At 60.1% G+C, this 18,699-nt stretch carries 20 protein-coding genes; 12 read left to right on the top strand and 8 right to left on the bottom strand.

All coding sequences use genetic code 11. The annotated features are described in order from the left end of the window. Positions 1-124 precede the first annotated feature (124 nt). Both dprA and tldD read right to left on the bottom strand, forming a co-directional pair. Positions 125-1,282, bottom strand: coding sequence for a DNA-processing protein DprA (dprA, locus tag QPJ95_RS02990; RefSeq protein WP_270918337.1), 1,158 nt, complete (start codon positions 1,280-1,282; stop codon positions 125-127). A gap of 212 nt (positions 1,283-1,494) precedes the next feature. Beyond that, complete coding sequence (tldD, locus tag QPJ95_RS02985) at positions 1,495-2,916, bottom strand: metalloprotease TldD (RefSeq protein ID WP_270918336.1); 1,422 nt, start codon at positions 2,914-2,916, stop codon at positions 1,495-1,497. Between the two features lie 195 nt (positions 2,917-3,111). Here tldD and coxB point away from each other — a divergent pair, with 195 nt between their 5' ends. The 10 genes from coxB (at position 3,112) to QPJ95_RS02935 (ending at position 12,281) form a co-directional block, all read left to right on the top strand. Then, the gene (gene coxB, locus QPJ95_RS02980) at positions 3,112-4,023 is read left to right on the top strand and encodes a cytochrome c oxidase subunit II (RefSeq protein WP_270918335.1); all 912 of its coding nucleotides are present in this window, start codon (positions 3,112-3,114) and stop codon (positions 4,021-4,023) included. A 131-nt stretch (positions 4,024-4,154) separates the two neighbouring features. Then, on the top strand, positions 4,155-5,096 hold the full coding sequence (cyoE, locus tag QPJ95_RS02975) for a heme o synthase (protein ID WP_270918334.1): 942 nt from the start codon (positions 4,155-4,157) through the stop codon (positions 5,094-5,096). 1 nt (position 5,097) lies between these two features. Continuing rightward, the gene (locus QPJ95_RS02970; protein WP_270918333.1) at positions 5,098-5,265 is read left to right on the top strand and encodes a cytochrome C oxidase assembly protein; all 168 of its coding nucleotides are present in this window, start codon (positions 5,098-5,100) and stop codon (positions 5,263-5,265) included. Continuing rightward, complete coding sequence (locus tag QPJ95_RS02965) at positions 5,265-5,852, top strand: cytochrome c oxidase assembly protein (RefSeq protein ID WP_270918332.1); 588 nt, start codon at positions 5,265-5,267, stop codon at positions 5,850-5,852. The genes QPJ95_RS02970 and QPJ95_RS02965 overlap by 1 nt, the downstream gene beginning before the upstream one ends. A gap of 22 nt (positions 5,853-5,874) precedes the next feature. Continuing rightward, entirely contained in the window at positions 5,875-6,687 is an 813-nt protein-coding gene (locus tag QPJ95_RS02960; RefSeq protein WP_270918331.1) for a cytochrome c oxidase subunit 3, read from the top strand. A 97-nt stretch (positions 6,688-6,784) separates the two neighbouring features. Further along, positions 6,785-7,462 (top strand): SURF1 family protein, encoded by a 678-nt coding sequence (locus tag QPJ95_RS02955; RefSeq protein ID WP_270918330.1) that lies wholly within the window; start codon positions 6,785-6,787, stop codon positions 7,460-7,462. Positions 7,463-7,466: 4 nt separating this feature from the next. After that, positions 7,467-8,855 (top strand): threonine synthase, encoded by a 1,389-nt coding sequence (thrC, locus tag QPJ95_RS02950; RefSeq protein ID WP_270918329.1) that lies wholly within the window; start codon positions 7,467-7,469, stop codon positions 8,853-8,855. Further along, positions 8,852-10,114 (top strand): M16 family metallopeptidase, encoded by a 1,263-nt coding sequence (locus QPJ95_RS02945; protein WP_270918328.1) that lies wholly within the window; start codon positions 8,852-8,854, stop codon positions 10,112-10,114. The genes thrC and QPJ95_RS02945 overlap by 4 nt, the downstream gene beginning before the upstream one ends. Continuing rightward, positions 10,114-10,698, top strand: coding sequence for a GNAT family N-acetyltransferase (locus tag QPJ95_RS02940; RefSeq protein WP_270918327.1), 585 nt, complete (start codon positions 10,114-10,116; stop codon positions 10,696-10,698). The genes QPJ95_RS02945 and QPJ95_RS02940 overlap by 1 nt, the downstream gene beginning before the upstream one ends. Positions 10,699-10,865: 167 nt before the next feature. Then, positions 10,866-12,281, top strand: coding sequence for an FAD-binding oxidoreductase (locus QPJ95_RS02935; RefSeq protein ID WP_270918326.1), 1,416 nt, complete (start codon positions 10,866-10,868; stop codon positions 12,279-12,281). A 37-nt stretch (positions 12,282-12,318) separates the two neighbouring features. Here the strand turns inward: QPJ95_RS02935 and QPJ95_RS02930 are convergent, their stop codons facing one another. From QPJ95_RS02930 to QPJ95_RS02910, 5 genes are all read right to left on the bottom strand, one after another. Further along, positions 12,319-12,495, bottom strand: coding sequence for a hypothetical protein (locus QPJ95_RS02930; protein WP_270918325.1), 177 nt, complete (start codon positions 12,493-12,495; stop codon positions 12,319-12,321). A 214-nt stretch (positions 12,496-12,709) separates the two neighbouring features. After that, the gene (locus QPJ95_RS02925; RefSeq protein ID WP_270918324.1) at positions 12,710-12,904 is read right to left on the bottom strand and encodes a hypothetical protein; all 195 of its coding nucleotides are present in this window, start codon (positions 12,902-12,904) and stop codon (positions 12,710-12,712) included. 112 nt (positions 12,905-13,016) lie between these two features. Then, a complete protein-coding gene (locus QPJ95_RS02920) occupies positions 13,017-13,556 on the bottom strand; it encodes an adenine phosphoribosyltransferase (RefSeq protein ID WP_270918323.1) in 540 nt (179 codons plus the stop codon). A 103-nt stretch (positions 13,557-13,659) separates the two neighbouring features. Further along, positions 13,660-14,289: a LysE family translocator gene (locus QPJ95_RS02915; protein ID WP_270918322.1), complete on the bottom strand. Its 630-nt coding sequence runs from the start codon at positions 14,287-14,289 to the stop codon at positions 13,660-13,662. A gap of 87 nt (positions 14,290-14,376) precedes the next feature. After that, complete coding sequence (locus tag QPJ95_RS02910) at positions 14,377-15,255, bottom strand: S-methyl-5'-thioadenosine phosphorylase (RefSeq protein WP_270918321.1); 879 nt, start codon at positions 15,253-15,255, stop codon at positions 14,377-14,379. A 307-nt stretch (positions 15,256-15,562) separates the two neighbouring features. On the opposite strand from QPJ95_RS02910, the gene QPJ95_RS02905 reads away from it, so the two are divergent. Then, on the top strand, positions 15,563-17,209 hold the full coding sequence (locus QPJ95_RS02905) for a SulP family inorganic anion transporter (protein WP_270918320.1): 1,647 nt from the start codon (positions 15,563-15,565) through the stop codon (positions 17,207-17,209). A gap of 139 nt (positions 17,210-17,348) precedes the next feature. On the opposite strand, the gene QPJ95_RS02900 is transcribed toward QPJ95_RS02905, so the two are convergent. Beyond that, entirely contained in the window at positions 17,349-17,996 is a 648-nt protein-coding gene (locus tag QPJ95_RS02900; RefSeq protein WP_270918319.1) for a CatB-related O-acetyltransferase, read from the bottom strand. A 237-nt stretch (positions 17,997-18,233) separates the two neighbouring features. On the opposite strand from QPJ95_RS02900, the gene QPJ95_RS02895 reads away from it, so the two are divergent. After that, positions 18,234-18,626 (top strand): GFA family protein, encoded by a 393-nt coding sequence (locus QPJ95_RS02895; protein WP_270918318.1) that lies wholly within the window; start codon positions 18,234-18,236, stop codon positions 18,624-18,626. Positions 18,627-18,699 lie beyond the last annotated feature (73 nt).

Below are 18,699 nucleotides of genomic sequence, written 5' to 3'. Positions count from 1 at the left end.
ATGTGGGGCGCAAGAGGGGATTGTCAATCCGCGAGTTTGGGCGCCGGTTTGACGGCAGTTTTGACGACCAGAAACGGCGGCTGAGCCGCTTTGCGGCGGCTGACTGTTGCCGGGCCAGGGGATGTTAGCGACCGGGGCCACGGGACAACATGCCGCCGGGTTGGCGAATGATCTCGCCCTCCAGTTCCAGCTCGGTCAGGGCGGGGGAGACATCGCGGGTTGCGGCGCAGAGGTCGCGAATCAACTGATCCTCGGCGGTGGGAGAGGGGCCAAGGCGCGACAGGATTTCCTGGTGCAGGGCGGCTGTTTCACGCAGGCTGCGCCGTTGTGGCGGCGGCGGTGGCTCGTCCAGTTGCAGCTGCTGTTGTGCGGGGGGGGATGAGCCTAGGCCTGTGGGCAGCGCCGCGATGACATCCTCGGCGTTGCGCACCAGCTGCGCGCCGTCCCGGATCAGCATGTTGCAGCCACTGGCGCGGGCGTCAAACGGGTGGCCGGGGACAGCCAGAACCTCGCGGCCCTGATCCAATGCGTCGCGGGCGGTGATCAGGCTGCCGGACTTGGCCGCCGCCTCGACCACAACCACGGCACTGGCCAGCCCCGAGATGATGCGGTTGCGGCGGGGGAAATGGCGGCCCTGCGGCGCCAGGCCCATGGGCTGTTCCGAGAGCAACAGGCCCTGTTGGACAATGTCGCTGGCCAGGCTGGTGTTTTCCGCCGGATAAATCACATCCACCCCGCCGGCCATCACGGCGATGGTGCCGCTTTTTAGGGCTGCGAGATGGGCGGCTGTATCGACGCCGCGGGCCAGGCCTGAAACCACAATATATCCCTGCGCGCCAAGCTCACGGGCCAGGGCGCGTGCCATGCGGATGCCAAGAGACGAGGCATTCCGGGCCCCAACCAAGGCAATAATGGGGTGCTGCAATAGGCTGAGATCACCGCGTGTCCACAACAGCGGCGGCGCATCTTTCAGGGCTGCCAGTTGCGACGGGTAGGCGACGTCGCCAAGGCACAAAAGCCGCGCTTTAGCGGCTTTTGCGGCCTTGATTTCGGCGTCAACCACAGGGGCGGGGCATATTTTATACCCTTTTACTCCTGCGTTGCGTGCCACTTTAGGCAACGCGGCCAGCGCATTCTGCGCTGAACCATACTCGGCGATCAGGCGGTGAAAGGTCACCGAACCAACCCTGCGAGAACGCAACAGACGAAGCCAGGAATAACGAATATCTTCCGTGGTGGGTGGGAGTGGGGGGTGAGTGGAAGAAGTGTATTCTTCGGTCATCCGTCGCTCCGCCTGCTTGCTGAACTATGTCTAACGCGAAGGCGGTTAACAGATGGTGAACAGGGTCCAATTTTCAGAAAATTTGCTAAAAACCATTCAAATATATAATAATAAAGAGAATTTCGCTGTCACGGTGTAAGCAGGGTGCAAACCGACGGCGCCGTGACAGCATTTTTTGCGCAGGTTTTCCGGTTTCTGCGCCGGGAGATGCGCTAGGCGGCGGCGCCGCCAACGGTCAGCCCGTTCATCAATACGGTTGGCTGGCCAACGCCGACGGGCACCCATTGCCCGGCCTTGCCGCAATTGCCCATGCCGGGGTCCAGTGACATGTCGTTGCCGAGGGCGCGAATCTGGTGCAGCGCGGTGGCGCCGTCGCCAATCAGGGTGGCGCCTTTCACAGGTGCCCCCACCTTGCCGTTCACCACCCGGTAGGCCTCGGTGCAGGAGAACACGAACTTGCCATTGGTAATGTCGACCTGACCGCCGCCAAAACCAACCGCCCAGATTCCATCCTTGATATCCGCCACCAGATCCGCCGGATCGGCCTCGCCACCCATCATATATGTATTGGTCATCCGCGGCATTGGCGCATGGGCATAGCTCTGGCGGCGTCCGTTGCCGGTTGGGGTCACCCCCATGAGGCGGGCGTTTTGGCGGTCCTGCATATAGCCGACCAGAATACCGTCTTCGATTAGCGTGGTGGCCTGCGACGGGGTGCCCTCGTCGTCGATGGTGGTCGAGCCGCGACGATCGGGCAGGGTGCCGTCATCCAGCACGGTGACGCCCTTGGCGGCGATACGCTGGCCCATCAGGCCAGCAAAGGCAGAGCTGCCCTTGCGGTTAAAGTCGCCCTCCAGACCATGACCAATGGCTTCGTGCAGCAAAATGCCCGGCCAGCCAGGCCCCAGTGCCACTTCCATCACCCCGGCAGGGGCGGGCACTGCCTCCAGATTGACCAGGGCGATCCGCAGCGCCTCGCGTGCCTTGGCCTGCCAGTCCACAGGATTGACCAACCCGTCCAGACCGACCCGTCCGCCGCCCCCCGCCGAGCCGCTTTCGCGGCGGCCGTTTTGTTCCACGATGACCGAGACATTCAGCCGGGTCATCGGCCGCACATCGCGCACCAGAACCCCGTCGGCCCGCAAAATCTCCACTTCTTGCAGCGAGGCCGCCAAAACAGCCGAGACCTGCACCACCCTTTGATCCAGATCACGTGAAAAGGCGTCGATGTCGCGCAGGGTTTCGATCTTGACGGCAAAGGGCATCGCACCGATCGGGTCCTCGTCGGTATAGAGCTTGCGGTTGGTGGCGCTGGGCGCATCCGCCAGAGTGCCGCCGCCATCGCCCACCGCCAGACGCGCGGTCTCCGCTGCCCGCTTGAGCGCGGCGATGGAAACATCGGTTGAATGGGCATAACCGGCGACCTCGCCGTTGATGGCGCGCAGTCCAAAGCCTTCGGAGGCATCATAGCTGGCGCTGCGCAGGCGGCCATCATCAAAGACCAGGGTTTCGGACTTGCGGCGCTCGGCGAATATCTCGCCATCATCAGCCCCGGCGAGAGCAGATTTCAGCACGTTCAATGCCTCATCCGCCGGCAGGGCGGTTTCAAAAGGTCGAAAAGGCGCGTTTTCCATGGTGTGGACCTCATTTTTTTTGATCTAAATCAAGAAAGCGCCCATTTGACGCAAGCATAACTCTTTATCTGTCGCGTGGAATATGATTTCTACCGTCAACAAAGACAACGGGGCCGATGCGTTTTCTGGAATCAAAGATTCCTGATTGAATGTGGCGGCGCGAGGAACAACGCGATCAAACGATCAGGACAAAATATGAAGAACGCTTTTAAGCTTTCGGGCCTTCTTGTGGGCCTGTCGAGCCTGCCCGCCATGGCTCAGAATGGTCTGGAGACCATTGGCAAACCGATTCCAAGGGGCCTTGATTTTCAGCCGGCCGCCACCGAACTGGCGCGGGGCATGCAGTCGCTGGACTGGATGATTCTAATCGTCATCACCGCAGTCACCCTGTTTGTTGCCGCGCTGATGCTCTATGTGATCCTGCGCTTTAACCGCCGTGCCAACCCGACACCCTCCACCTTTACCCATCACACCCCGGTCGAGATCGCCTGGACGCTGGTGCCGATTGTGATTCTGGTGTTCATCGGCTCGTTCTCATTGCCGCAGCTGTTCAACCAGCAGGAAATCCCCAAGGCGGACATCACCATCAAGGTGACTGGCTACCAGTGGTATTGGGGCTATGAGTATGTCGATCACGATTTTGCGTTTGATAGCTACATGCTTGGTCACCCTGCGACCATCGAGCCAGATCTACGGGCCGCAGATGCGGATGTGACGGCCTTTGTGCTGACCGATGCGATGCGCGCCAAGTTGACAGATGCGGGATATAACGAGGACGAATTTTTGCTGGCGACCGACACCGCCGTCGTCGTTCCGGTTGGTAAAACCGTTGTGATGCAGGTGACCGGTGCCGACGTGATCCACTCCTGGGCGATGCCTGCCTTTGCGGTCAAGCAAGATGGCGTTCCCGGCCGTCTGGCTGAACTGTGGTTCAGCGCCGACGTGGAAGGCGTGTATTTTGGCCAGTGTTCCGAGCTCTGCGGCAAGGATCACGCCTATATGCCAATCACTGTCAAAGTGGTTTCCGTAGCCGCCTATGACGCTTGGATCGCAGCCAACAAAGACGCCGATGATTACGTTGAAGTCGAAAGATTTCTGACGAACTAAGATTGGCGGGTGCTGAGATGGCATCCTACTCGTTACCAAAACAAGGCGCGATGTAATCCGCGCCTTGCCTGATTTCTAAACTGCCCTAGGCTACGTGTATGAAGCGCAGCCAGAAAACAAATGGACCAAACATGAGCGACGCAAGCATTCAGGCCAGCATCCTCCGCGAGGATGAGGCCAGCTTTGGTGATTATTTTGCCCTGCTGAAACCGCGGGTGATGTCGCTTGTGGTGTTTACCGCGCTGGTTGGCCTGCTGGCAGCTCCGGTCACGGTTCACCCGGTCATCGGCTTTTGCGCCATCCTGTTCATCGCCATTGGCGGCGGCGCGTCTGGCGCGCTGAACATGTGGTGGGATGCCGATATCGACAAAGTGATGAAGCGCACCAAGGGCCGTCCGATTCCCGCTGGCAAGGTTGAGGCCGGCGAGGCGCTGAGCCTGGGTCTGGCGCTGTCGGGCCTGTCGGTGATCATGCTGGCGCTGGCCACCAATCTGCTGGCCGGTGCGTTTCTGGCCTTTACCATCTTCTTCTACGTTGTCGTCTACACCATGTGGCTGAAGCGACTGACGCCGCAGAACATCGTTATTGGCGGCGCCGCCGGGGCCTTTCCGCCGGTGATCGGCTGGATCGCAGCAACCGGAACCATGTCGATCGAGCCCTGGCTGATGTTTGCCCTGACCTTCATTTGGACGCCGCCGCACTTCTGGGCGCTGGCGCTGTTCATGCGCAATGACTACGACGATGCCGGGGTGCCGATGCTGACGGTAACCCACGGTCGTCGCACCACCCGCGTGCATATTCTGGTCTATACCATTCTGCTGGCGCTGCTGGCCGTTGGCACGGCCTTCTCGGGGGTTGGCGGACCGATCTATCTGGCGGTATCGCTGGTGCTGAACGCCTTGTTCCTGCACGGCGCCTGGAAGATCTGTCGCCGCGACGAGGATGATTCTGAGCGCGACAACTTCAAGGTTGAGCGGAGCTTCTTCAAGCTGTCGCTGCTCTATCTCTTCCTGCATTTCGGGGCCATTCTGACCGAGGCCCTGCTGAAACCTTTTGGACTGGGAGGCTGGTGATATGAGCTTTAAGCCGCAACATGAACTGCACCGACGTCGTTTGGGCCGCAATATGGGCGTCGGCCTGTCGCTGGCCGCCTTTGTGGTGCTGGTGCTGGCCCTGACCATCGTCAAGGTGACATCAGATGACTTCAAGTTCCCGCAGGCCCGCGCGGCAGAGCAGAACTGATGGCGCTGGACGCTCCTCAGAAAACGGCGGCCCAGCTGGTGGGCGTTGTCGTGGTGATGGGCGCGTTGGCCTGGGCCTCGGTGCCGTTCTATGACTGGTTCTGCCGGGTCACCGGATTTGGCGGCGTCACCGGCATTGCCCTGACCGATTCCGACACGGTGCTGGATCAAACCATCACCATCCGCTTTGATGCCTCCAAAGAGCGTGACATGCCGTGGGAGTTCAAACCGGTGGTGCGCGAAATGGAGCTGAAGATCGGTGAGACCGGACTGGCCTTTTACGAGGCCTACAATCCAACCAACCGGCCGGTGGCCGGCGCCGCCGCCTATAATGTCACGCCCTATTCGGCGGGTGGCTTTTTTGAGAAAATTCAGTGTTTCTGCTTTGAGGAGCAGATTCTGGAACCAGGTGAGCGGGTTCAGATGCCCGTGACCTTTTATGTCGACCCGGAAATCGTAGACGACCGGGACGGCAAATACGTGCATACGATAACGCTGTCGTACACATTTTACGAAGTAGATCTGCCCGAGGGTTATGCCGCCCTTGAGCCCGGTGAAAACACCGGGGCAGAAACCAACATGAACTAGCCGGCAGGTGAGGGACACTTAAATGGCGCACGCTAAAAATCACGATTATCATATTCTTCCACCGTCAATTCTGCCATTCTTGGGCGCGTTGTTTGGCTTTGTCATGCTGTTCGGTGCCGTGCTCTGGATGCACGGCATTACGGCATGGATGTTCTGGGGCGGCCTGCTTGGTGTGCTCTACACCATGTTTGCCTGGTGGTCCGAAGTGACCGTTGAAAGCAACATCGGCGATCACACCACCGTGGTGCGAATCGGCCTTCGCTATGGCTTCATCCTGTTTGTGATGTCCGAAGTGATGTTCTTCTTTGCCTGGTTCTGGTCGTTCTTCAAACACGCGATCTATCCAATGCAGGACTATATCGGCACCGAATATATCCAGCCGGCCATCCATATCGTTGACCCGCTGCACCTGCCGCTGATCAACACGCTGATCCTGCTGCTGTCGGGCTGTGCCGTCACCTGGGCGCACCATGCGCTGGTGCATGACAATGACCGCAAGTCGCTGGTTCAGGGTCTGGCCATCGGTATTGCCTTTGGCATCGCCTTCACCGGCCTGCAGGGCTACGAGTACTATCAGCTGCTGGCCCATGATGGCTGGGAGTTTGGTGGCGATATCTTCTACTCGAACTTCTTCATGGCCACTGGCTTTCACGGTTTCCACGTGCTGCTGGGGACCATCTTTCTGGCGGTCTGTCTGATCCGCGCCATGAAGGGCGCCTTTACCCCCGAACAGCACGTCGGCTTTGAAACCGCTGCCTGGTACTGGCACTTTGTGGATGTTGTTTGGCTGTTCCTGTTCTTTGCCGTGTACCTCTGGGGCACTGCCGGAATGTAAGGGATACATGTTTGCGGTTGAAAAACCGCAGACACAGCGTATCAAGCACAGCGCGCGGGGGATGCTCCGCGCGCTTTTGCGTTGACGGGAGGCTGTGATGCGGCGGCTGATTTTCTTACTGGTGGTTGGCCTGGCCGGGCTTGTTGTCTTGCTGAGCCTGGGGGCGTGGCAGGTGCAGCGCATGGCCTGGAAGCAGCAGATCCTGGACATCATTGACGCCCGTGTTGTCGCCGAACCCGTCGCACTGCCGTTAAATCCGGATCCTCTGGCAGATAAATACCGGCCCGTCCGTCTGCTGGGCGAGATGGCGGCGGGCGAGCTGCTTGTGCTGATCTCAACCCGCGAACTGGGGCCGGGCTTTCGGGTCATTGTGCCCTTCGTCACCGAAGATGGCCGCCGGATACTGGTGGACCGCGGCTTTATTCGGGCCGCTGCGAAGAAGTCAACGCGCAACACCGGCAAGGCCGAGCTGATCGGCAATCTGCACTGGCCCGATGAGACCGACAGCTACACCCCAGCCGCCGACACAGCCAATAACATCTGGTATGCGCGGGATGTGGTGGCAATGGCTGCTGCACTGGACAGCCTGCCAATCCTGGTGGTGCTGAATGGCCATCCGATTAATGGCAGTTCTGTCCTGCCGATGCCAATCAACTCTGCCTCAATCCCCAATGACCACTTGCAATATGCGATCACCTGGTTTTCGCTGGCCCTGATCTGGGCCGCGATGACTGCCTACTTCCTATGGCGCCCGCGCGCCAAAACTGAAAGCTGAAGCGATGAAATACATCTCCACCCGTGGGCAGGCGCCCGAGCTGAGTTTTGAAGAGGCGATGCTGACCGGGCTGGCTCGTGATGGCGGACTGTACGTGCCTGCCGAGATCCCTCAGATGAGCCACGATGACATCGCGGCGCTGTCGGGGTTGAGCTATGAAGAGACCACCTTTCGGGTGATGCGGCCATTCCTGGGGGATTGTTTCACCGACGACGAATTCCGCGACATCATCGCCAAGGCCTATGCCGGTTTCGACCATGCCGCCCAGGCGCCGCTGAAGCAATTGGCGCCAAACCATTTCCTGCTGGAGCTGTTCCACGGCCCGACGCTGGCGTTCAAGGATTTTGCCATGCAGCTGATCGGTCAGCTGTTCCAAAGCGCGCTGGCCAGGCGGGGTGAGCGGGTGACCATTGTTGGTGCCACCTCAGGCGATACCGGCTCTGCCGCAATTGAGGCCTTCAAGGGCCTGAGCAATGTCGATGTGTTCATCCTGTACCCGCATGGCCGGGTCTCCGAGGTGCAGCGCCGCCAGATGAGCACGCCTGCGGAGGCCAACGTCCATGCGCTGGCGCTGGACGGGGATTTTGACGAGTGCCAGGCGCGGGTCAAAGACATGTTCAACGATTTCGATTTCCGTGACGGGGTGAAACTGGCCGGGGTCAACTCGATCAACATCGCCCGCGTTTTGGCGCAGGTGGTTTATTACTTCTCGTCCGCCGTGTCGCTGGGCGCGCCGCATCGCAAGATCAGCTTTACCGTTCCCACCGGGAACTTCGGCGACATCTTTGCCGGTTATATTGCCAAGCAAATGGGGCTGCCGATTGATCAGCTGGTGGTGGCCACCAACCAGAATGACATCCTGCACCGCTGTCTGGACGGGCAGGGGTACTACAAGGGTGAAACCATCCCGTCGATCTCGCCCTCGATGGATATTCAGGTCTCGTCGAATTTTGAGCGCGCCTTGTATTTTGCCTACGGGCGCGACAGCGGCGCGGTGGCGCAGTTGATGGACGAGTTGGCCTCTGGTGGCTTTGATGTCTCGCAGGGCGCCCTTCAGGCGCTGAGCGAAACATATGACTCGGGCCGCTGTTCCGAGGCCGAAACCCTGGCCACCATCAAGGCTCAGCTGGCGGCCAGTGGCGATCTGTTGTGCCCGCATGGGGCCATTGGGGTCAAGGTGGCCGGCGAACACCGCAATCCGGCCGTGCCAATGGTGACGCTGGCCACCGCGCATCCGGCCAAGTTTCCGGCTGCGGTGAAAGATGCCTGTGGCATTCATCCGCCTCTTCCCACACAGATGTCGGATCTGTATGACAGATCTGAGCGGGTGACCCGGATCGCCAACGACCTAACGACTCTCGAAGAGCACATCAGAAAGCACATCTCCAAGTGACTGTTCAACAAGACCAGCTGTCTAACGGCTTTCGTATCGTTTCTGAAAACATGCCGGGGCTGCAATCCGCCTCCATTGGCATCTGGGTAACTGCGGGCGGTCGTCATGAGCGGCTTGAGCAAAATGGCATCGCCCATTTTCTGGAGCACATGGCGTTCAAGGGCACTGCCACCCGGTCGGCGCTGCAAATTGCCGAGGCGATCGAGGATGTTGGCGGCTATATCAACGCCTATACCAGCCGCGAGGTCACCGCCTATTACGCGCGGGTGCTGCAGGACGATGTGGCGCTGGCACTGGATGTGATTGGCGATATCGTGCTGAACCCGGTGTTTGATCCCAAAGAGATCGAGATCGAGCGCGGGGTGATCCTGCAGGAAATCGGTCAGTCTCTGGACACGCCGGATGATGTGATTTTTGACTGGTTGCAGGAAGAAAGCTATCACAACCAGCCACTGGGCCGCACCATTCTGGGCCCGGCTGAGCGGGTCAGTGCCTTCAACCGCGATGATCTGGCTGGTTTTGTTCGCGAACATTACGGCCCCGGCCAGATGATTCTGTCGGCGGCGGGAGCGGTGGATCATGATGCTCTGGTCAAAACCGCGGAAAAGCTGTTTGGCCATATGCAACCCCGCGAGAGCCAGCTGGTGGAACCGGCCCGCTTTACCGGTGGTGAGGCGCGGCATGAGAAATCGCTGGAGCAGGCCCATTTTGCGCTGGCGTTTGAAAGCCCCGGCTACCGCGATGACGCGATCTATACCGCGCAGATCTATTCCAGCGCTTTGGGCGGCGGCATGTCCAGCCGGTTGTTCCAGGAGGTGCGCGAGAAACGTGGGCTGTGCTATTCGATCTTTGCCCAGACCGGCGCCTATGCCGATACCGGCTCGGTGACCATCTATGCAGGCACCTCGGCCTCGCAACTGGGCGAGCTGGCCGAGATCACCATCGACGAAATGAAGCGCGCCGCCGAAGATATGGGCCCGGAAGAAGTAGCGCGGGCGCGGGCGCAGATGAAGGCGGGGATGCTGATGGGGCTGGAAAGCCCGTCGAACCGCGCCGAACGGCTGGCCCGGCTGGTGCAGATCTGGGACAAGGTGCCGCCACTGTCGGATACGGTGGCGCGCATTGATGCGGTCACCACTGGCGATGTGCGCGAATTTGCCGAGACAATGGCGACCCAGGCCCCGGCGGCTTTGGCCCTGTACGGGCCAGTGTCAGAGGCCCCCAGCCTGGCCCGGTTGCAGGAGAGGCGCACCGCTTGATGCTGCTGTCCAAACGGAAAGTTCGGGTTGAGACCGAGCGGCTGACCCTGCGGCCGCCGGTCCATTCCGACTTTCATGCCTGGGCCCGTTTGCGGCAGGACAGCCAGTCCTATCTGATGCCATGGGAGCCCAACTGGGCGGAGGATCATCTGAGCCGGAAATCCTTTACCAACCGGGTCTACTGGGCCCAGCGGGCGATCAGCGGCGGCACCGCGCTGCCGCTGTTTCTGTGCCGCCGCGCGGATCAGGTGCTGGTCGGGGCGATCACTCTGGATAACATCCGCCGTGGCCCGGCGCAGGCTGGAACCCTGGGCTATTGGACCGGCCTGCCCTTTGCCCGTCAGGGCTATATGCGCGAGGCCATTGGGGCGGTGGTGCATTATGCGTTTACCAAACTGGATCTCAGCCGTATCGAAGCGGCCTGCCTGCCGGAGAACACCGCCTCACGCGGGTTGCTGGAGCGCAGTGGCTTTAAATATGAAGGCGTGGCGCAGTCCTATCTGCAGATCAATGGCCGCTGGCGTTCTCATGTTTTGTATGCCTCGTTGCGCAGTGACCGCCGAGGGCGGACTGAGACGGGATGATTTTTGGGGGCTTTGTCTTGGGGCGCTGCCCCAAACCCCGGGATATTTTTAGCCAGATGAAACGCGGACCCGGGTTGCGCAGCTGGTCTTTGACTATACGCTATATTCAGGGTGCCTCTATGTGCTGTACTGCTGAGTGAGCGCAAAGGAATGAAAAGAGATTGAGCATGGATTTGAACTCTGTCGATGCTGATTTTATTGCCGGTCTGGAGGCAGACCTGCCTGCGGGCATATTAGGCGAGGCTGACCATAGGTATCTTGAGGAGCCGCGCGGGCGCTATCGCGGTCAGGCCGGAGTGCTGGCGCGGCCGCAGAGTGCGGAGCAGGTCTCGGTGTTATTGCGTGCGGCCAATATCGCCCGCGTGCCGGTGGTGCCTTATGGCGGCGGCACTGGGCTGGTTGGCGGTCAGGTGATGGGGACGGGACCGGCGCCATTGGTGATCTCGATGGAGCGAATGAACGCGGTGCGTGTGGTCTATCCCCAGGAGAATGTGCTGGTGGCCGAAGCAGGAGCCATTCTGGCGGATGTGCAGGCTGCAGCGCAGAGTGAGGAGCGGTTATTCCCGCTGTCGCTGGCCTCGGAAGGGTCGGCCCAGATTGGTGGGAACTTGTCCACCAATGCCGGTGGAGTGAATGTGCTGCGCTATGGCAATGCCCGGGAATTGTGTCTTGGTTTGGAGGCGGTGCTGCCCAGTGGCGACATCTGGCATGGGTTGAGTCGGCTGCGCAAAGACAACACGGGGTATGATCTGCGAGGGCTGCTGATTGGCGCGGAAGGAACGCTGGGTATTATCACCGCCGCGGCGTTGAAACTGTCGCCCATTCCGGCGGCGACAGGCACAGCTTTGCTGGTGGTGAGCTCGCCTGCAGCGGCGCTGGCCATCCTGTCACTGGCACAAGATCGGCTGGGCGAAGGCATCAGTGCCTTTGAGCTGATACACCGTCAGGGGCTGCAGTTTCTGACGGAGACATTGCCGCAAGTGCGCCAGCCGTTTGCGACGCCACCGGAATGGTGCGTGTTGGTTGAGCTGGGGCTGGCCCGGGGATTGGATCCCGAACTGGCACTGGCGGATCTGTTTGAGGCGGCGATGACGGCGGGCCATGCGCTGGACGGGGTGATTGCCCAGTCCGAGGCACAGCGGCAAGAGCTATGGGCGCTGCGTGAGCAGATCCCCGAGGCGAACCGGCTGATCGGCTCGGTGTCCAGCCATGATATCTCGGTGCCGCTGTCGGCGATCCCGGAGTTTATTCTGCGCGGTGGCGTGAGGATCGAGGCGCTGGGAGATTTCCGCATCAACTGTTTCGGCCATCTTGGCGATGGCAACCTGCATTACAACGTGTTCCCCGCGTTTGGGCGATCGCGGGCGGACTATGAGGCTCAACGTGGCGCGGTAAAGCGGACGGTGCATGATCTGGTACATGAGATGGGCGGCTCGATCAGTGCCGAACACGGCGTTGGCCGCATCAAGGTCGAGGATATCGCGCGCTATGGGGATCCGGTCCGGCTGGCGGCGATGCAGGCGATCAAGCAGGCGCTGGATCCCAATGGCATCATGAACCCCGGCGCCGTGCTGCGGGTCTAGCTGAAATTGTAGGGTGCGTGCTGGCACGCACCGGTGGTCACGGCGTGGCAGCTGTCGCGGCCTGGTGTTCGCCCCGACGTTCTGCCGTACGGCTGCGCCGCAGCACCAGCAGTGCATAGCTGGGCACAATGCCACCCTGAGCCAGGCCAAATACCAGACTGACCATATAGAGCGAGACCATGCCGTCGTAGGACAGGTATAAAAACAGCGCCAATTAGTGCAGCATGGAACCGACCAGCAGGGTCAGCAGCCCCCCCCCCAGACGATCAGCCAGACGATCAGCCAGCAAGCAAGCCCGAGACAATGCGGCTGGCAACGCCGCCCAGCGGTACAGTGACAGCCTCTCGGCGCCAATTGCCGGCCCATAGCCCAGACCAACGCAATATGCGACACTGCAAACCCGGCTGCAATCATCAGGGCGGCACCGTTCAGGGCCAGGGTGCCCCCAACCCGCTCCACCAATCGTCAGATAACACGATTGCCACCGCAAATCCGATCATCGTCAGGGTATAGGGCAGTGCGGTCTCGGCCAGACCCGCGCCAAATTCCACTTCAACTGTCGGCAGGATCACAATCAACGCCAACATGCTGACAATGGCCCGCGTAGCGATGGTCAGGGTCATAATCAGGCGGATCCAGGACTAGCGGCTGTCCTGTATCGATGGGGTGCTCATTGCGACAGGCTAGGTCAGACGCAAAACTGCCCGCAAGCCGTTTCGCGCCAAATTTGGGAGGTTATTCGCCCTCGAATTCACACAGGACATGCACATCCATGCCCATGCTTTCCAACACTTTACCGCCGCCCAATTCCGGCAGGTCGATGATGAACGAGCAGGAGACGATGTCGCCGCCCAGTCGCTCGATCAGTTTGATGCCCGCAGCGGCGGTGCCGCCGGTGGCGAGCAGGTCGTCGACCACCAAGATCTTCTCGCCCGGTTGGATCGCATCCTTATGGATCTCGACGGTGGCCTCGCCGTATTCCAGTTTGTAATCTTGGCTCAGGGTGGCGCCGGGCAGTTTGCCCTGCTTGCGGATGGGCACAAAACCGGTGCCCAGTTGGTGGGCAATGGCGCCGCCCAGAATAAAGCCACGCGCCTCCAGCCCCACCACTTTGTCGATGCGCATGCCAGCATAGGGATGCAGCATCTGGTCCACCGCCATGCGAAAACCGCGCGGATCGGCAAATAAAGTGGTCACATCGCGGAACATGATACCTTTGTGCGGGAAATTCGGAATGGTGCGGATGTAATCTTTGACGGTGGTATGCTTTGGCATGGTGGGGCCTCTTTGGGGGTCGGCTCTAAATGGCGCAGGGCTGACCCGTGCGGCCAGACCAAAGATGGTTTGTCTTATGTCTGCTTGTCATGCAAGCCGGAACCTAGGCCGGGCGACGTAGAAACGCCGTGGTCAGCCCCATGCCAATCAGGGCAACGCCGCCACCTTTGGTCAGGTTGGCCACGACGGCAGGGCGGGCGATCCAGCCGCGCAGGCGATCTGCCAGCAGCGCATAGGCCAGCGCATTCAATCCGCCTAAGATCACAAATGTGGCAATCAGAATGGCAAACTGCGGTGCCAGGTTTCCTTCGGGGCGGATGAACTGCGGCACAAAAGCAATGAAAAAGCCAATGGATTTAGGGTTTAAGGCAGTCACGGTTGCTGTATGGCCAAAGATGCCTTTGGCCTGCACATCGCGGGTGTTGGCGAGTTCGGTTACGCCTTCTGCCGAGGCACTGCGCCACAGCTTGATACCCAGCCAAACCAGATAGACCGCCCCCGCCCATTTCAGAACCACAAACAGTGTGGCAGAGGCCATCACCAATGCGCCCAGTCCCACCAGCGATGCGGTCATGGCGATGAAGTCCCCCAGCGCCACACCTAACGCCGCCGCCACAGCCACTTGCCGACCCTTGGATAGGGCATAGCTGAGAACTAACAGTACAGTTGGTCCGGGGATCATCAGTAGGGCCACAGATGCGGCCACAAAGGTCAGCCAGAGGTTCATGTCCATAAAAATCATCCTGTCTAAGTGGTTCTGGAACAGCAAAGACAGCGCTTTGAAGCTACGTCAACGCCAAATTCTGATATCTCGCCTAGACTAACCCAGCACGCGCCCAGCCACCGCATCCAGTTTTGTCAGCAGCGCCGGGTCGCGTTTCTCCGGCGCGGTCATGATTGCATATTCCAGTGCGGTGTCACAGCCGTGGGGGCATTCAGTTCGTTCACCGCCAAGCAGTGCGGGCAGGCGGCGCACCAAGTCAGCCCCATTGCTGGAGTTGCCCTGCAAGGTCGCAAGGATGGCGGTGATATCAACGGCGCCGTGATCTGGATGCCAGCTGTCAAAATCGGTGACCATGGCAATCGAGGCATAACAAAGCTCGGCCTCCCGGGCCAGTTTGGCCTCGGGCATATTGGTCATGCCAATGACGTCGGCGCCCCATTGTTCGCGGTACAGCTTCGACTCGGCCACGGTGGAAAACTGCGGCCCCTCCATCGCCAGATAGGTACCGCCCCGATGCACCGTGATGCCGGCGGCGCGGGCGGCGGTCTCGCAGGCGTCTCCCAGTCGCGGGCAGGTGGGATGGGCCAGGCTGACATGGGCGACACAGCCCGATCCAAAAAAGCTCTTGTGCCGCGCGAACGTGCGATCAATGAATTGATCGACAATAACAAAATCACCCGGTGCCATGGACTCGCGGAACGATCCACAGGCCGAGACCGAAATCACATCCGTGGCCCCCAGCCGCTTCAGCGCGTCGATATTGGCGCGGTAGGGCACATCCGAGGGCGCATGGACATGGCCGCGGCCATGACGCGGCAGAAACCCCATTTTTACCCCGTCCAGTTCCCCGGTCAGGATCTGGTCCGACGGCGCGCCCCAGGGGGTGTCTACGGTAACCCACCGGGCGTCCTGCAACCCGTCAATCTCATACAGGCCCGAGCCGCCGATCACGGCAATCATGGTGGGTTTGGTCATGGTCTGCTTCCTGCTTTGTAATTTCCACCTTTTGTTGTGCCGCGCAGGCGGGCTGTTGGCAAGCGGGGCCTGTATAACAACTACAGTAAACCGCGCGGTTTGGGGTCCCATGTTCATCTGGCCTTAAATATCCCGGGGTTTGGGGCAGCGCCCCAATCTGTGTCACCAGTCAGCCCAATAGCCAGCCCAAATACTCCGGCAAAAGCGCCACCGCCCTGCCGCGCATCGCAGCGCAGCCTTGTATCATAGGCGAATTTTCGCTAGGGGCGGGCAGCGAACACATATTCCCCAAGACACAGGTAACCCGATGAAACGCGCCGCGCTGGCCTTATTGGCCAATCACATGTCCCCGCCCAATCTCTCTATCATGCAAGACGAGGGCTGGTCAGTGGCCCGGGTGCGGACCGAATTGCTATCGGGTCTGACCGTCGCACTGGCGCTGGTGCCCGAAGCGGTGGCCTTTGCCTTTGTCGCCGGGGTGCACCCTCTGGTGGGGCTTTATGCGGCCTTTATGGTCGGACTAATTACCGCTGTGTTTGGCGGCCGCCCGGGGATGATCTCCGGTGCAACCGGCGCCCTGGCCGTTGTGATGGTGGCTTTGGTGGCTGAACACGGGGTGGAATATCTGTTTGCCACAGTGGTGCTGATGGGGGCGCTGCAGATCATCGCCGGCATCATGCACTGGGGCAAATTCATCCGCCTGGTGCCGCATCCGGTGATGCTGGGCTTTGTCAACGGGCTGGCGATTGTGATTTTCCTGGCCCAGTTGACCCAATTCAAAGTGCCGGGAACCGAGGGCAGCGAGTGGCTGACCGGGGTGCCATTGTATCTGATGCTGGGGCTGGTCGGGCTGACCATGCTGATCATCTGGGGGACTCCCAAGATCACCGCGGTGATCCCGGCGCCACTGGCCGGGATTGGCATTGTGGCGGCGATCGTCATTATCTTTGGACTGGATGTGCCACGGGTCGGAGATCTGGCCTCGATCCAGGGCGGTTTGCCGAGTTTTCACAACCCCTTTGGCGAAGGGGTGGGGATCTATGGCACGGCGCTGGCACCCTTCACCTGGGAGACCTTCCTGATCATTCTGCCCTATTCGGGTATTCTGGCGGCGATTGGCCTGATTGAGAGCCTGCTGACGCTGAACCTGGTGGGTGAAATCACCGGCAAGCGGGGCGGCGGCGCCAGTCAGGAATGTATCGCGCAGGGGGCCTCGAATGTGGTGACCGGCTTCTTTGGTGGCATGGGCGGCTGTGCGATGATCGGCCAGTCGATGATCAACGTCAAATCCGGTGGTCGCACCCGCATCGCCGGCATTGCCGCCGCTATGTTCCTGCTGTTGTTCATTGTTGCGGCCTCGGGACTGATCGAACAGATCCCGCTGGCGGCGCTGGTGGGGGTGATGTTCATGGTGGTGATCGGCACCTTTGCCTGGAATTCGATGAAAATCATGACCAAGGTGCCGCTGATGGACGCCTTTGTCATCGTGCTGGTCACCGTGGTGACGGTGATGGAAGATCTCGCCATCGCGGTGGTGGTCGGGGTGATTGTCTCGGCACTGGCCTATGCCTGGAACAACGCGCGGCGCATTCACGCGGTGATCCGCGACTCGGAAAGTGACAAGGGCGCGCGGGTCTATGAAATCGAAGGCCCGCTGTTCTTTGGCTCCACCGACGGGTTTACCGAATTGTTCGACGTGGACGCGGACCCCGATCGGGTGATCGTTGATTTTGTCCGCAGCCGGGTGGTCGATCAGTCGGCCCTGCAGGCGATCGAGGCGCTGGCCGGACGCTACGAGGATGCCGGCAAGACGCTGACCCTGCGCCACCTGAGCCGGGACTGTCACCAATTGCTGTCCAAGGCTGGCCATCTGATGGTCGACAGTGATGATGACCCCGATTATGAAATCGCGGCGGATTACTCGGTTAAGACGGGCATTCTGGGCGGCCATTGAGCCCTGAAAAAACGGAGTGCGCCCGCGGGCGCACACAGGTTTGTTGATTGGAATATGTAGAAGGGCCAGTCTGTTTGTTCAGACCGGCCCTTTTTGCTGTTGAGGGTGAGGGGCTTGGCTCTCACCAAAACAGCGATCTTCAGCTCAGGGTGTTGAGGGCGTCGAGATCACCGCCGAGCAGAGCAGGCCTGGCTGTTGCAATGCTGTCTGCTGGCCAGTGCCACCACTGCAGCTGTTGCAGCCTGTCGATCTGGGCCTGCGCAAACCGATAGCGGCTGACAGTACCGGGATTGCCGGTCACCACGCCGTAGGGCGGGATGGTTCCGCGAACCACGGCTCCGGCGCCGATAATGGCGCCGTTTCCGATTTGGGCGCCGGGCAGGATCAGCGCGCCATAGCCGATCCAGACATCATGACCGATCACCGTGTCGCGGGTATCCGGCTGAAAGCCGATCCTCTGCTCGGGATCGAACGCCGGAAAGGGGAAGCAAGTCAGCCCATCCATGGCGTGGTTGGCACTGGAGGTGATAAAACGGACACCATGGGCGATCTGGCAGTAGCGTCCGATCCGCAGTGTTTCCTGCGACATGGGAAACAGATAGGGCGCCAGGCGGTTGGCCCAGCCCCCGACCGGCGGCGGATCAAAATCCGAGGCATAGGTGAAATCCCCAACCTTGAATTTTGGGTGATCAATGACATTGCGCAGAAAAACAGAGCCAAGGTGGGGTTGGCCATCAGGCAAGACAATGGGATGGACGCTGTTTGCGTCGGGCAGGGAGTAAGGCATGGGGCCTCCTGAACTGGAAAATGTGGTAGTCTTCGTGGGCTACAGGTGCTGGTCCATCATGCCCTCCATGGTTGAGGTTAGATTACCCAATTTCTGTGTGGGGGCAAGCTGTGCCGAGGGATCCTTTTGACGTGTATAAGCTTGGCACGCTGTGCCTGCCGTTGGGTTTACCCGTGCGGGGAAAGCTGAAATGGTTTGTCGGATGTATCCGGCATGTTATTATTGAGGAGACAAGTTTTGGATCAGTTCACCGGTGGCTGCATGTGCGGCGATGTTCGATTTATTGCGTCAGGACGCCCACACCGGGTTGGCATTTGTCATTGTCTGGATTGTCGCAAGCATCATGGCGCGTTGTTTTATGCCGCTGCTGTGTTTCCGCAGGATGCGGTTTTGGTCGAAGGCGAGACGCGGGACTATATTGGACGACATTTTTGTCCACAGTGTGGGTCGTCCGTTTTTGCGCGCAGTGGCGACGAGGTTGAAGTGCACTTGGGGGCTCTGGATGCAGCGGATCAACTTGTGCCGACTTATGAAAGCTGGACCGAGCATCGTGAAACCTGGTTGCCGCCGTTCCCGGAAACGAGACTGTACCAGCGCGACCGCGAAGCCACTGGCCGGTCTGATGAATAGATAATTAGGAATATGGAAGAGCGATCGTTGGAACCAGTTTGTAGGCAGCCCGCTTTTTTAGTCTGGGACGGGC

This window comes from Parasedimentitalea psychrophila (assembly GCF_030285785.1).
Classification (GTDB): domain Bacteria; phylum Pseudomonadota; class Alphaproteobacteria; order Rhodobacterales; family Rhodobacteraceae; genus Parasedimentitalea; species Parasedimentitalea psychrophila.
The sequence above is the reverse complement of the archived record's forward strand: the minus strand, read 5'-3'. Positions and strand labels throughout refer to the sequence as shown.